Annotated in this window: 11 protein-coding genes and 1 tRNA gene; 10 read left to right on the top strand and 2 right to left on the bottom strand. The window is 68.8% G+C overall.

Annotated elements, in window-relative coordinates; translation table 11 throughout:
• Positions 1-5: 5 nt before the first annotated feature.
• Positions 6-2051 (top strand): AMP-binding protein, encoded by a 2046-nt coding sequence (locus F3H13_RS05675; protein ID WP_149798075.1) that lies wholly within the window; start codon positions 6-8, stop codon positions 2049-2051.
• Between the two features lie 45 nt (positions 2052-2096).
• Here the strand turns inward: F3H13_RS05675 and F3H13_RS05670 are convergent, their stop codons facing one another.
• Positions 2097-2567, bottom strand: a complete 471-nt coding sequence (locus F3H13_RS05670; protein WP_149798074.1) for a redoxin domain-containing protein — start codon at positions 2565-2567, stop codon at positions 2097-2099.
• Positions 2568-2665: 98 nt separating this feature from the next.
• Here F3H13_RS05670 and F3H13_RS05665 point away from each other — a divergent pair, with 98 nt between their 5' ends.
• Both F3H13_RS05665 and F3H13_RS05660 read left to right on the top strand, forming a co-directional pair.
• Positions 2666-2941, top strand: coding sequence for a Sec-independent protein translocase subunit TatA/TatB (locus F3H13_RS05665; RefSeq protein WP_149798073.1), 276 nt, complete (start codon positions 2666-2668; stop codon positions 2939-2941).
• Between the two features lie 53 nt (positions 2942-2994).
• Positions 2995-3067, top strand: a tRNA-Arg gene (locus tag F3H13_RS05660).
• A gap of 353 nt (positions 3068-3420) precedes the next feature.
• On the opposite strand, the gene F3H13_RS05655 is transcribed toward F3H13_RS05660, so the two are convergent.
• Complete coding sequence (locus F3H13_RS05655) at positions 3421-4119, bottom strand: DUF1405 domain-containing protein (RefSeq protein ID WP_149798072.1); 699 nt, start codon at positions 4117-4119, stop codon at positions 3421-3423.
• 107 nt (positions 4120-4226) lie between these two features.
• On the opposite strand from F3H13_RS05655, the gene F3H13_RS05650 reads away from it, so the two are divergent.
• From F3H13_RS05650 to F3H13_RS05620, 7 genes are read left to right on the top strand one after another with little or no spacing between them, the layout of a single operon-like run.
• Positions 4227-8174: an ATPase, T2SS/T4P/T4SS family gene (locus tag F3H13_RS05650; protein WP_149798071.1), complete on the top strand. Its 3948-nt coding sequence runs from the start codon at positions 4227-4229 to the stop codon at positions 8172-8174.
• A gap of 27 nt (positions 8175-8201) precedes the next feature.
• Positions 8202-10238, top strand: coding sequence for a type II secretion system F family protein (locus F3H13_RS05645; protein WP_149798070.1), 2037 nt, complete (start codon positions 8202-8204; stop codon positions 10236-10238).
• On the top strand, positions 10228-10770 hold the full coding sequence (locus tag F3H13_RS05640; RefSeq protein ID WP_149798069.1) for a DUF7287 family protein: 543 nt from the start codon (positions 10228-10230) through the stop codon (positions 10768-10770). Before F3H13_RS05645 ends, F3H13_RS05640 begins: the two co-directional genes overlap by 11 nt.
• Position 10771: 1 nt before the next feature.
• Positions 10772-11383, top strand: coding sequence for a DUF7288 family protein (locus F3H13_RS05635; RefSeq protein WP_149798068.1), 612 nt, complete (start codon positions 10772-10774; stop codon positions 11381-11383).
• Positions 11371-12369, top strand: coding sequence for a DUF7261 family protein (locus tag F3H13_RS05630; RefSeq protein WP_149798067.1), 999 nt, complete (start codon positions 11371-11373; stop codon positions 12367-12369). Before F3H13_RS05635 ends, F3H13_RS05630 begins: the two co-directional genes overlap by 13 nt.
• A complete protein-coding gene (locus tag F3H13_RS05625; RefSeq protein WP_149798066.1) occupies positions 12362-12853 on the top strand; it encodes a DUF7266 family protein in 492 nt (163 codons plus the stop codon). The genes F3H13_RS05630 and F3H13_RS05625 overlap by 8 nt, the downstream gene beginning before the upstream one ends.
• A complete protein-coding gene (locus F3H13_RS05620; RefSeq protein ID WP_149798065.1) occupies positions 12850-13623 on the top strand; it encodes a DUF7289 family protein in 774 nt (257 codons plus the stop codon). The genes F3H13_RS05625 and F3H13_RS05620 overlap by 4 nt, the downstream gene beginning before the upstream one ends.
• Position 13624 lies beyond the last annotated feature (1 nt).

Genomic DNA, 13624 nt, shown 5'->3' with positions numbered 1-13624 from the left:
ACGAGATGGACGAGTACGAGGGGATAGACGAGGTCGTACACGAGCCGAGCGAGGCGTTCGCGGAGTCGACGAACGTCGCCGCGTTCATGCGCGAGCACGGGATCGACGACTACGAGGCGCTCATCGAACGCACCACCTCGGCGGTCGCGGGCGAGCCCGATTCCGGCGTCGACTGGTTCTGGGACGAGATCGTCGACTACCTCGACATCGAGTTTTACACCGAGTACGACGCGGTCCGGGACGATACTGAGGGGCCGCAGTTCTCCGACTGGTACCCCGGCGGCGAGGTCAACGTCGCGCACAACGTCGTCGACCGCCACGCCGCGGTCGACTCCCCGAACCGGAACCGCGTCGCGCTGATCTGGGAGGGCGAGCCGGGCGACGTCCGCGAGATCACCTTCCACGAGCTCCGCCGACAGAGCGACCGCGTCGCGAACTACCTGACGGAGGCGGGGATCGAGACCGGCGACACCGTCGGGCTGTACATGCCGATGGTGCCAGAGGTCGTCGCGATCCTCTACGGCTGCCTGAAGGTCGGCGCGATCGCCGTGCCGATCTTCTCCGGGTTCGGCCGCGAGGCGACCGCGACGCGGATCGACGACGCGGAGCCCGCGGTGCTTTTCACCGGCGACGGGTTCTACCGGCGGGGCGACGAGGTCCGGCTGAAGGCGACCGCGGACGACGCGGTCGCGGACGCCGGCCACGTCGAGGAGGTGGTCGTGTACGACCGACTGGGAGCGACGCCCGCGAGCGACGGCAGCAGCGATAGCGGTAGCTCCGGAGCCGACGGCGTCGATCCCGTCCCGTGGGACGGCGACCGCGACCGGACATGGGACGACGCGGTCGGCTCCCAGCCCGCGACGTACGAGACGAAACACCTCCCGAGCGGCCAGGAGTCCATGCTGTTGTACTCCTCGGGGACGACCGGGACGCCGAAAGGGATCGTCCACACCCACGCGGGCGTCCTCACACAGTGCGCGAAGGAGATCCACTTCGGCTTCGACCAGAAGCCCGCGGACCGGTTCTTCTGGGTCTCCGACATCGGCTGGATGATGGGCCCGTGGACGCTGATCGGGAACCACGCGTTCGGCGGGACGGTCGTGATGTACGAGGGCGCGCCCGACCACCCCGAGCCGGACCGCTTCTGGGAGATGATCGAGCGACACGGGGTCACGCAGTTCGGCATCTCGCCGACCGCGATCCGCGCGCTCCGCAAACACGGGGACGAGTGGGTCGAGGACCACGACCTCTCCTCGCTCCGGATCTTGGGCTCGACCGGCGAGCCGTGGGACCCCGAGTCGTGGCGCTGGTTCTACGACGCGGTCGGCGGCGGCGAGTGCCCCATCGTCAACATCTCGGGCGGGACGGAGATCTGCGGCTGCTTCCTGATGCCGATGCCGAACCAGCCCCTGAAGCCCTGTACGCTCGGCGGGCCGGGGCTCGGGATGGACATCGACATCGTCGACGAGGCCGGCGAGTCGGTGACGGAGTCGGGGCGGCGCGGCTACCTCGTCGCGCGCGACTCCTGTCCCTCGATGACGAAGTCGCTGTGGTCGGGCGACGAGCGCTACCTGGAAGAGTACTGGTCGACGTGGGACGACCTCTGGGACCACGGCGACTTCGCGCAGAAGGACGAAGACGGCTTCTGGTTCCTCCACGGCCGCGCCGACGACGCCCTCAACGTTGCCGGCCGGAAGGTCGGCCCGGCCGAGATAGAGGGTGTCCTCATCGACCACGACGCCGTCAACCAGGCGGCGGCGGTCGGCGTCCCGGACGACACCACCGGCACCGCGGTCGTCGCGTACGTCGTCCTCGAACCCGACGTGGACCCGGGCGACGATCTCCGCGAGGAGCTTCGGGCGCTGGTCGGCGACGAACACGGCAAGCCGTTCCGGCCGCGCGAACTGCTGTTCGTCGACGCCTTCCCGAAGACGCAGTCGGGGAAGATCATCCGCCGCGCGATCGAGTCGGTGTACAACGGCGAGGACCCGGGCGACCTCTCGTCGATGGAGAACCCGGAGGCGCTCGAATCGCTCCGGGACCCGGCCTGAGCGCGGCCACCGTCCGACCGGTCGCCCGTCAGGCCGCCGCGCCCGTCAGGCCGCCGCGTCCGCCACCGCCTCGGCGAGCGCGTCGTAGTCCGGTTCCTGCCCTGCGTTGTCCGCGAGCCAGCGGTACGTCACGGTCCCGTCCGCGTCGATCACGAAGACGGCGCGCTGCGCGACCGTCTCGACGCCGTAGTGTTCGAACTCCTCGATCACGTCGTACGCCTCGATCGCGCGGTGGTCCGGGTCGCCAACCAAGGCGAACGGGAGGTCGTACTGCGTCCGGTACGCGCCGAGCGCGTGCGGCAGGTCGGTACTCACGCCAAAGAGGGCGCAGTCGTCGCGGTCGAACCCGTCGCGAAGCGCCTCCATCTCGTCGGTACAGGTGTTCGAGAAGGCGGCGGGGAAGAAGGCGAGCACGACCGGCTCCTCGCCGAGGTGGTCGGAGAGTTCGAACGGCGCGATGTCGCCGTCTACGAGCGATCCGGTGAAGTCGGGGGCGTCGTCGCCGACGTCTGGCATATCGGCACCTCGTCGGCCGCGCGTATCACCGTTTCGGCGGCGGCGGTCCGATCGAGGCAAAAAGACTATAATCGCCACAGGGTTACTCGGAGGCAGAGATGGTAAGTGCGACACCACTGATCGGCGGCATTCCGGCGGGGCCGGAGCTCCTCATCATCCTGCTCGTGTTGGTCCTGCTGTTCGGGGCGAACAAGATCCCGAAGCTCGCTCGGTCGACCGGCCAGGCGATGGGCGAGTTCAAGAAGGGCCGCGAACAGGTCGAAGAAGAGCTGAAAGACATGCAAGACGGCGAGAAGGCGGACTCGACGCTCGAAGACGAGGACGAGGACCTTGACGAGCTCGAGACCGAGACCGACAAGGAAACCAGCGCGTAAGCCGGCCCCCGGTGCCGACCGATCCCTGCCGTCCCGTTTTTTCCACCCGTTTTGGGCGCGTGGCCTAGCGGACAGGGCGAGAGGTTCCTAACCTCTCGATCGCGGGTTCGAATCCCGTCGCGCCCGTTCCCTCACTACGTTCGGTCACGGGCACGACTGGCTCCACGCTCGCTCACTTCGTTCGCTCGCGTGGATCCCGCCGCGCCCGCTATCTGCGAACGAAGTGAGCAGTAGCGGCACAAGCGGGATTCGAAGCAGGGAACGGAGCGAGCGGAGCGAGCGAAGTGACTGAGGTTCAAATCCCGCCGTGCCCGTTCCTTCGCTTCGCTCAGTCACGGGCGCGACTGGCTCCACGCTCGCTCACTGCGTTCGCTCGCGTGGATCCCGCCGCGCCCTTTTATACAACTTAAATAATATCTGTCGCTGCTGTTGAAGTCATTTAAACAGCGCTCGACCGAGCCTGTTTTTCCGACCGCGGCTCAGTCCGACCCCTCTTCCAGCCGCCGGAACGAGCGCGACGCGAGCGCGACGGAACCGACCGCGATGGCGAGCGTCGCGGCCGCCAGCCCGGCCCCGGGCTCGTACAGCAGGGGCGGGTGGTAGCCGAATCCGTAGTCGACGATGACGTTGACCGCGCCGAGCCCGAGCGCCGTCGCGAGCGCGCCGCGCGTCGTGCGTCCGAACGCCGGAAACAACAGCGCGAGCCCCACGAACAGCAGGTGCGTACCGATCACCCCCCAGTAGTAGATCCACGCGTCGGGAGCGGCGACGTACTCGCCGAACGCGAGGTTGAGCGAGACCAGCGGCCAGACGCCGAACTGAACCAACCAGACGAACGCGAGCGTGTGGAGGTACGCCAGTCCGCGGGAGACCGGCGCGTCCGCGGTGACGTCGCCGCCGCGCCGGACGGTCGCCACGAGGGTCGCGAGGACGCCGCCGCCGAGCGCGACGGCGACCGCCGAGTCGGCGTACAGCGGCCAGAGCGCGACCGGCACCTCGCCCGCGGTCGGCGCGTAGTACCCGCTCCCGACCGCGAGCATGAACGCGGTGAACGCGCAGACGACGGCGAGACTTCGCGGCGTTCCGAGCAGCTCCTCGGCGATCGCCGCGCGGACGCGCCGCCTGACGGCGGGCTGCCGGAGCCGTCGCAGTCGCCGGAACCGCTCGGAGCGTGACACGGACGGCGATCGGTGCGCGGGGGCCTAAAACCCGCCCGTCCCGGTCGATTATCAATCGCGGTGTTTTGCGAGACACCTTTTTCAACGGACGAGCTGTTCTCCGAACTATGAGCGACGAGGACGCCGAGCGGTCCGCCCAGCGGTCCGGTCCCGAGGGCGACCGATCGGCGTCCAAGGCGGAGGACGCGGACGCGACTGAAGCGGACCATAGGGAGGCGTCGACGGACGCGACTCAAGTGGACTCGATTGAAGCGGACGCGACTGAAGTGGACGAATCGGACGACGGAGCGTCCGCCCCGACGGAATCCGACGACCGAGACGGAACGAGCGACGGCGCTCCGGTCGTCACCGACCGGTACACCTGGCGGTCGCTGCTCGCGGAACGGGGACGCGAGGACGCCGCGGAGCGCGTGTACGCCGACGTGCCGGACGCGCCGGTCGTCCCGGCGGACGCGGTCGCGCTCCACCTGCCGGAGGGCGCGAGCGAGGTCGTCCGCGCTGCGGGCGTCGACGAGCCCTTCGAAGCGGACGGAGAGACCGCGGTACCCGGCCACGGCACCCCGGAGCGAGGCACGCTCGTCGTCGGCCCCGACGCCGTCGTCCTCGACGGCGCCGCCGTCGTGCCGACCGGTGAGCGGGTGGCGGCGCCGTCGACGCCCGAATCCGCCGCAAACGAGCAGGGCGAAGACGACGACAGCGCCGAAGACGATGCGGCGGGCGAGGTGGCGGATGACGCAGACGAGACGGACGCGGAAGAGACGGACGCAGACGAGACGAATGCGGAAGAGACGGACGCGGAAGAGACGGAAACGGACGAAGAGGGAGGTGCGGACGGCCCGGACGCGGACGAAGCGAGCGCCGTAGCGGGTGACGGCCCGAACGAGGGCGAAGAGACCGGCTCGGCTGTAGACGGTGAAGGCGATCTCGACGAGACCGTCCCCGCCGCCACCGACCCCGAGACGGTCTTCGACGCCCCGGTCGGTCGCGGCGGCACCTCAGGCGTCGTCGTCGCTCCCGGCGACAGCGTCGAGTTGGTGCCATCGCGCGCGCCGACGCCCGAGGAGTGGGACCGAGTGGCGTTCGATCCCGCGACGCTCCTCGGGTTCGACCCGAGCGAGACCGACTACCGCTTCCGTGCGGCGGCCGCGGTCGGCGATGTCCTCTGGGACCTGTGCGCCGCACGCTACGACCCCTACTCTGTTCCCGTCTTGAAAGGCTACTACACGTGGGACGACTACCGCGAGGAGTTCTTCCTCGACGCGGACGGGAACCCGCCGACCGAGGAGAACGAGGAGGGAGAGGCGGTGCCGCTGGAATTCACCCACGAGGACAAGACGGAGGCGCTCGGCTTCGATCCGGACCGGACCGAGGAGCTGCTCGGCGCGGGTGGGAGCGCCGCGGCCGACCTCGCCGACCTCGTCGACGAGCGGACGGTGGACGTCAACCCCGACATCGACGAGGACGCGTTCTTCTCCACCGACGAAGGCCACACTACGCTGACGAACCGGTACGACTTAGAGAAGGCGGTTCCGATGCCGAAGAAGACGCACTTCCAAGAGGAAGAGCGCTACTGGGTGAACAAGCCGTACTCGTTCGTCATCGTCTTCCGGTCGCGGAAGGAGAACGAGGCGAAGTACTACGCCGTCCAGCCGTACCGGACGGAGATCGAGGCGGACCTCACGGAGTTTCTCACCGGGAAGCTCCGGACCTCGATCAAGTACGCCGCCGAGTCGATCGCGGGCGGCGACGAGGCGTTCCGCGAGGAGGTGATAGTTGAGGAGGCGCGCTCGCTGCTCGACCGCTATGGACTCTACGAGGACGATGGCGACGAGGCCGGGATCGCGGACACGCTGGTCGACCGGTTCGGCATCGACCCGACGGAAGGGATCGCCGGACGGATCGCGGAGTCGCTCGGGTACGAGCCCCCGACCGAATCGCCGCCTGACCCGCCGACGATCAGCGCTCGGCCCGAGCCCGCGGTGCTCGCCGAGGACTCACGGACCCTCTCTGACCACCAGGTCGAGAAGCTGCTGTACTACCTGAAGCGGGACTTCGTCGGCTACGAGCGGATCGACCCGATCAAGTACGACATCAACGTCGAGGACATCTCCTGTGACGGGTACAACTCCCCCGTCTTCGTCTACCACTCGGAGTACGAGCAGATCATCACGAACATCCACCACGGCACCGACGAGCTCGACGACTTCGTTGTGAAGCTCGCCCAGCGCTCCGGGAAGGGGATCTCGAAGCGCCGGCCGCAGGTGGACGCCACCCTCCCGGACGGCTCGCGCGCCCAGCTCACCCTCGGCCGCGAGGTGTCCGATCACGGGACCAACTACACGATCCGGCAGTTCAACGACGTGCCGTTCACCCCGATCGACCTGATCAACTGGAAGACGTTCTCGCTCGACGAGATGGCCTTTTTGTGGCTCTCCATCGAGAACCACAAGAGCCTGATCTTCGCCGGCGGGACCGCCTCCGGGAAGACGACGAGCCTGAACGCTGTCTCCCTCTTTATCCCCTCCAACGCGAAGATCGTCTCCATCGAGGACACCCGCGAGGTCGAGCTCCCCCAGCGTAACTGGATCGCCTCCGTCACGCGCCCCTCCTTCTCCGACGACGACAAGGGCGACATCGACGAGTTCGACCTGCTGGAGGCCGCGCTCCGCCAGCGCCCCGACTACATCGTGATGGGTGAGATCCGCGGCGAGGAGGGCCGGACCGCGTTCCAGGTGATGTCGACCGGCCACACCACCTACACCACGTTCCACGCCGACTCCGTCGGCGAGGTGCTCAAGCGGTTCACCACCGACCCGATCAACGTCTCGAAGACGATGTTCACCGCGCTCGATCTGGTCTCCATCCAGACCTCCACCCGCGTCCAAGGGAAGAAGGTGCGCCGGAACAAGTCGATCACCGAGATCAACCACTACGACGCCGAGAACGACGAGATCAACGTCCAAGACGTGTTCCAGTGGCAGGCGGAGACGGACGAGTTCCTCCAGATGGGCGACTCGAATACCCTCGAGGACATCATGTTCGACCGCGGCTGGAGCCGCGCGACGCTCGACGAGGAGCTGCGCAAGCGCCGGATCGTGTTAGCGTACCTCATCGATCACGGGCTCAACAGCTACGCGCAGGTGGCGGCGACGTTCCAGGCGTTCATCAACGACCCGGAGACGGTGCTCGCGCTGATGGCCAACGACGAGCTGGAGCGGTCGCTGGAGGACCTCCGGGAGATGGAGTCGGTGCTGATCAACGTCGACCGCGACAAGGAAGAGCTGGTCCCCCGGCCGACGCCCGACGCCGACGGTGAGGCGGAGGCCGCGGAGATACTCGACGCTGCTGAGGACCTGTTCGAGACGTACCGCGGCGAAGTCCCCGACTCGGTCGCCGACGCCCTCCTGGAGATGAACCACGCGGGCGACGTCGAAGTCGCCCCGAGCGACCGCGAGGCGCTCGCCGAAACGGCCCGGGAAGCCGAGGCGGCCGACGACGAGCCGGCCGGCCCGGATCCGGCGACGACGGGAACCGAGCCCGACGCCGCGGACGCCGACGCGACCGACGCGCCCCCGACCGAGTCCGACCCGTCGGCTGCGCCGTCGCCGGACCCCTCGCACGGCGATTTCGAGGGTGTCTCCGAGGCGGAGGCGACGCCCGCGAGCGACGGATCCGGCGACCCGGATCAGATCGACTTCGGGGAGCCGTTCGACGAGGGGGTCGACGTGCTCTCGTCGCCCGCGCCCCCGTCCGAGGGCGGCGCGTCGCCCGACTCGAGCGCGGACCCCGACGTGAGCGAGGGGTTCAGCGCCGCAGAGCCCGTCGATAGCGAGCCCTCCGGCGAGATTCACGACGAGGAGTCGGCCGCGACCGACGACACCGAGAAACCGGCGACGAGCGACGACACCGATGAAGGTGACGAGGGCCGCGACGGTGAAGAGGGGGCCGACGAGGGCCGCGACGGTGAGGAGGGGAGCGACGACGTCGACGACGAGCCGACCGACGAGATCGACGAGTGGGGGTTCGACGCCGTCGAGCCCGCGGAGGAGGGGTAGCGCCGTGTCCGTCGCGAGGGCCGCGCCGTGAGCCTCGACGTCGACGCGGGCGAGGGCGGCCTCGACGCGAACGTCCTCGCGGAGCTGTGTTACCCCGTGTTCGAGCTGCTGTTCGACCCCGACGGCGACTTCGTCGCGGACGTCGAGCGCAAGCTGGCGGAGGCGCGGATGCCGGATCAGGTCGAGATGTACGTCTCGCTGGCGCTGGCGGTCGGCCTGCTGGTCGGCGGGGTGCTCTGGGCGCTCGGCACGCTGGTCGGCTACGGGGTGTTCTCGCTCGGGCTGATCGACCCGTCGGCGCTCTCGCTCGGCGTCCCGGCGCCGACTCCGGAGGTTCAGGCGCTGCTCCGGTCGCTCGTCGTGCCGACGGCGGTGCTTCTCAGCGGGCTCGTCTTCGGCTCGATCGGGTTCGCGTTCGGGTTCGGCGGCCTCGTCGCAGTCCCGTACTCGCGGGCCTCCTCGCGGAAACGCGAGATCAACCTCCTGCTCGCGGACTCGGTGTCTTTCATGTACGCGCTCTCCGTCGGCGGGCTCAACCAGTTGGAGATCCTCCGCGCGATGGCGACCGCCGAGGACACGTACGGCGAGGTGTCCCGCGAGTTCCAGAGCATCGTCAACGAGACGGAGTACTTCGGCACCGACTACCGGAACGCGATCCGCCAGCAGTCGATGGAGACCCCCTCCGACGAGCTCTCGCAGTTCCTCGCCGACATGCTCTCGATCGTCAACTCCGGCGGCGACATGGAGAGCTTCCTGAAGGACAAAAAGGAGAAACACCTCCGTACGTCGAAACAGGAGCGCGAGATGACGTTGGAGACGTTAGAGCTGTTCGGCGAGATGTATATGACGCTCTCTTTGTTCCCCCTGCTTCTCATCATCATCCTCGTCATCATGGGGATGATGGGCGAGGCCGACGACCGCCTGCTGTACGTCACGGTGTACCTGCTCATCCCGCTCGTCGGCGTCGGCTTCCTCGTGTTGGTCTCGACGGTGAAACAGGACGACCCCGGCGACGGCTACCTCCAGCCCGACGGCGGCAGCGAGCGCCTCCGACAGACGAGTCAGGAGGGCCTCTTCCACTTCGGGCTCGTGGAGGCGTTCGTCGGGCCGTTCGGCGTCTTCGACCGCATCCGCGACCGAGAGGGGACTCACAAAACGAAGGAGATCCTCGCCGCGCCGCACCTCTTCCTCCGGGAGAACCCGCTGTACACGCTCGCGTTGACCGTGCCGTCGGCGCTCGCGCTCGTCGCCGTCGCGGTCGCCGCCGGCTCGGCGCCGACGACGTACGACGGGTGGATCGCCCGCCCGGTGTGGTCGGCGTTCGTCTGGCTGTACGTGCCCCTCTACGTCGTGTTGATCCCGCTCGGGATCTTCTACGAGTGGCACCAGCGCTCGCGGCGCGCGGTGACCGGGAAGCTCTCGGAGACGCTCCGGAAGCTCTCCTCCGCGAACGACACCGGGCAGACGCTGCTCGAGTCCGTGCGCACCGTTTCGGAGACGTCGACCGGGAAGCTCGCCGAGGAGTTCGAGGTGATCCACGCGAAGGTGAACTACGGGATGAGCCTGCGGGACGCATTAGTGGAGTTCAACAACTCGTACGCGGTGCCCCGGCTCGCGCGGACGGTGAAGCTGATCACCGAGGCGCAGGAGGCCTCCTCGCAGATCACGGACGTGCTGACGACGGCCGCGCAGGCCTCTGAGAACCAGGACGACATCGAGCGCGAGCGGAAGTCCCGGACCCGGATGCAGGTCGCGATCATCGTGATGACGTACATTACGCTGCTCGGCGTGATGGCCATCCTCCAGACGCAGTTCATCGACGTGATGGGCGACCTGGTCTCCCAGAGCGACGGCGGCGGGAGCGGCGGCGGAGCGGGGTTCGGCGGGGGCGGCGGCATCGATCCTGACGTGCTCTCGATGCTCTTCTTCCACGCCGTGACGATCCAGGCGATCCTCTCGGGGTTCATCAGCGGCTACATCCGTGACGCGGAGCTTATCTCCGGCGTCAAGTTCGCCGTGATCCTGATGACGCTGGCGCTGGGGGTGTGGATCTATGTCGGGTGACCGCGCGCAGACGGTCCTCGACTTCGTCGTCGGGATGTCGGTGTTCCTCGTCGCGGTCGGCTTCACCTTCGCGTTCGTTCCGTCGCTGTTGGAGCCGTACGCCGTCGGCGAGGGCGCGACCGTCATCGTCGCCGAGCGCGGCGCGGCCCGGCTGGCGGAGTCGTCGCTCGCCGAGCCCTCGCTCGCCGGCGCCGGCTCCACCGCGACGCTGTCGCACGCCTGTACCCTCGCGTTCTTCGACGGCACGGACGCTGAGGCGGCGAGCGACGAGTCGGACTGCGCGTGGACGGCGAACGCGGACGACCTCCACGCGGAACTCGGCGTCGCCGACCGGCGCGGGCTCAACCTCACCGTCACGCAGCGCGGGAGCGTCGCGTCGCTCGACGCGGACGGGACCGTCGTCGCGATGCGCGCCGGCCCTGAACCGCCGCGGAGCGAGAGCGTCTCGGCCGCGAGCCGCATCGTCACGATCAATGACCCCGGTGACCGGGAGTCGCCGGAGACCTACCGGCTCACGCTGCGGGTGTGGTGAGATGTTCGTCGAACACCTCCCCGACGACCGGGGACAGGCGCACACGCTGGAGGCGTTCACGGCGGCGCTGCTCTTAGTCACCGGCCTCATCTTCGCGACGCAGGCGACGGCCGTCACGCCGCTCTCGGCGAGCACGTCGAACCAACACGTCGAGAACCAGGCGGAGATAGCCGCGGGGGACCTGTTGGCGACGACCGAGGCGAGCGGAAACCTCTCGGCGGCGCTGCTACACTACGACAACGGGAGCTTCGTCGGCGCGACCGACGGGGGCGGATACGCGGGGATCCCGCCAGCGTCGCACCCGCTCCATGACCCGCTGACGGAGGCGTTCGGCGACCGGCAGATCGCGTTCGATATCGACGTCTACTACCCGGACGACAGCAGTGACGGCACGGGCGACGTCGCGATGGTCGACATGGGGTCGCCGAGCGACAACGCGGCGACGGCGAGCACGCGCGTGACGCTGTACGGCGACGACCGGTTCGGCGCCGACGACCAGCACGCCCTCGCGGAGGACGGCCCCGGCAGAGGGTACTTCGCCGACCCGGTCGACGGGGACGGGGAGGTCCTGTACACGGTCGTGGAGGTGCGCATCACCGCATGGCAGATGTGAGTCCCCCTCGTCTCCGTGGCCGTGAGACCGCCGACCCCGACGAGGACCGCGCGCAGATAATCCTGATCACGGGGCTGACGCTCGCGGTCCTCTTCGTCGCGGTCGTGCTCCTGTTGAACACCGTCATCTACACGGAGAACCTCGCGACCCGCGGCGCCGACGCGGGCGGCGCGGAGGCGATCGAGTTCCGCGACGGCGTCACCGAGGACCTCGCCGGAATCCTCCACCGCGAACACCGGAATCGGAGCAGCGCGGCCGGGGTGGCGAGCGACTTCAACGAGAGCGCGGAGACGTACGCCGAGACGGTCGCGGACCTCCGGGCGCGCGACGGGGTGATCGCCGACGTTCGCGTGATCGGATCGACCGTCGAGGACGGCTACTTCATCGCGCAGAACGAGACCGAGAGCGGGTTCCGCAACATGACGGCGCCCGACTCGGCCGACGCGGACTGGACCGTCGCGGGCAACGCGACCCGGACGCGGAACTTCCGACTGACGGTCGACCCCGACAACCTTTCGGACTCGGCGAGCGGCGCGTTCACCGTCGTGGCCGACGGGACGACCGCGGGCACCAACGAGACGTGGTCGGCGACGCTGACCCGCGAGACGGACGGCGACCTCACCGTGACGGTGGATAACGCGACCGGGACGACCGCCGAGACGTTCGCGTCGCGCTCGGACGGGAACCACACCGTCGACTTCACCGCCGGCACGGTCAACGGCGAGCCGTTCGACGCGCTCTCCTGGGCCGAGAAAGTTCAGACCGGGAGCGACGAGTACGACATCCGCTACGAGAACGGCGACGCGGCGGAGGGGACATACCACCTCGTCGTCGACGACCGCGACGGCGGCGCGGACGCCGACCGGTCCTCGCGACCGTACGTCGCCGAGGCGGTGTACGGCGTCGAGGTCGAGATCAGTCACCGGACGCCGGAACTGACCTACCGCGACGTGATACGGCTCGCCCCGGGTGAGCGTGATGCGTGACCGCTCGGGCGGGTCGGACCGCGCCGTGTCGGTCACCGTCGGCTACGTCATGACGCTCGCCGTCTCGACCCTGCTGCTCTCCGGCCTGTTCGTAGCTGGCGGGTCGTTCGTCGAGTCGGAGCGCGAGCGCGCGGCGCAGGGGGAGCTTACTGTCGTCGGCGAGCGGATAGCGGCCGACCTCGGCACCGTCGATAGGCTCGCCGCGAACACGGCGTCGCGGGAGGACCTCACCGTCGAACGGTCGCTGACACTCCCGGACCGGGTCTCGGGGACCGGCTACCGGATACGGGTACGAGCGGGCGACGCGACGGGGACTATCGCGCTCGAAAGCGACCGGACCGACGCGACCGTGGAGGTCCCGTTCCGCACGAGCGAGGACGTCGCAGTCGAGAACGCGACCGTCGACGGCGGGAGCCTCGAAATTCGATGGGACTCGGACGGCGGTGACGACGGCAACGGCGCAGTGGTGGTGAGCGAGCGATGACGGGCTCCGACCGCGCGTTGACCTTCCGGACGGCCGACCGCGGCGTCAGCGAGACCGTTGGCTTCGTGCTGGTGTTCGCGCTGATCACGACGACCATCGCCGTCACGTTCACCGTCGGGCTCGGGGGGTTAGAGGACGCCCAGCTCGCCGAGCGCGACAACAACGTCGAGCGCGCGTTCGACGTCCTCCACGACAACCTCAACGACCTCAGCCGAGACGGCGTGCCGAGCCGAGCGACCGAGCTCCGACTCGGCGGCGGCGAGCTGGCGCTCGAAGGAGACTCCGAGTTCCGGCTCAACGGGACTGGCTTCGGGACGCGGGTCACCGAGGGGGGATCGCTCACCTACCGCGGCGCCGGCGACACCCGGATCGTCTACGAGAACGGCGCGGTGTTCCGGATGAACGGCGACAACGGCGTGATGATCAGAGAGCCCGACCTGCTGGTCGGCGACACGGTCGTCTACTCGCTGTACGGGCTCGGCGGTCCCGCGGAGTCGGTGAGCGGCGAGCGCACGGTCCTCGTCGTCGGCGAGCGCACGGACCGGGGGGTCGCGGCCGACGACCGGACCGCCGCCGAGAACGTCACGCTCGATATCAACTCCACGCAGGCGACCGTCTGGGAGCGGTACTACCGCGATCTCGCGGCGGAACACGACCAGATCGCCGTGACGACGGACGGCTCCGCGGACCTCACGGTGACGTTCGTTGCCGACCGCTACGACCGGTTCGTCGTCCACCGGACCGCCGCGCGCGTCGAGTTCTCGGACTGAG

Origin of the sequence: Halorubrum xinjiangense (assembly GCF_900102375.1) — an archaeon.
Taxonomy (GTDB): domain Archaea; phylum Halobacteriota; class Halobacteria; order Halobacteriales; family Haloferacaceae; genus Halorubrum; species Halorubrum xinjiangense.
Note: the sequence above shows the minus strand (reverse complement) of the source record. Positions and strands in the feature narration are given on the sequence as shown.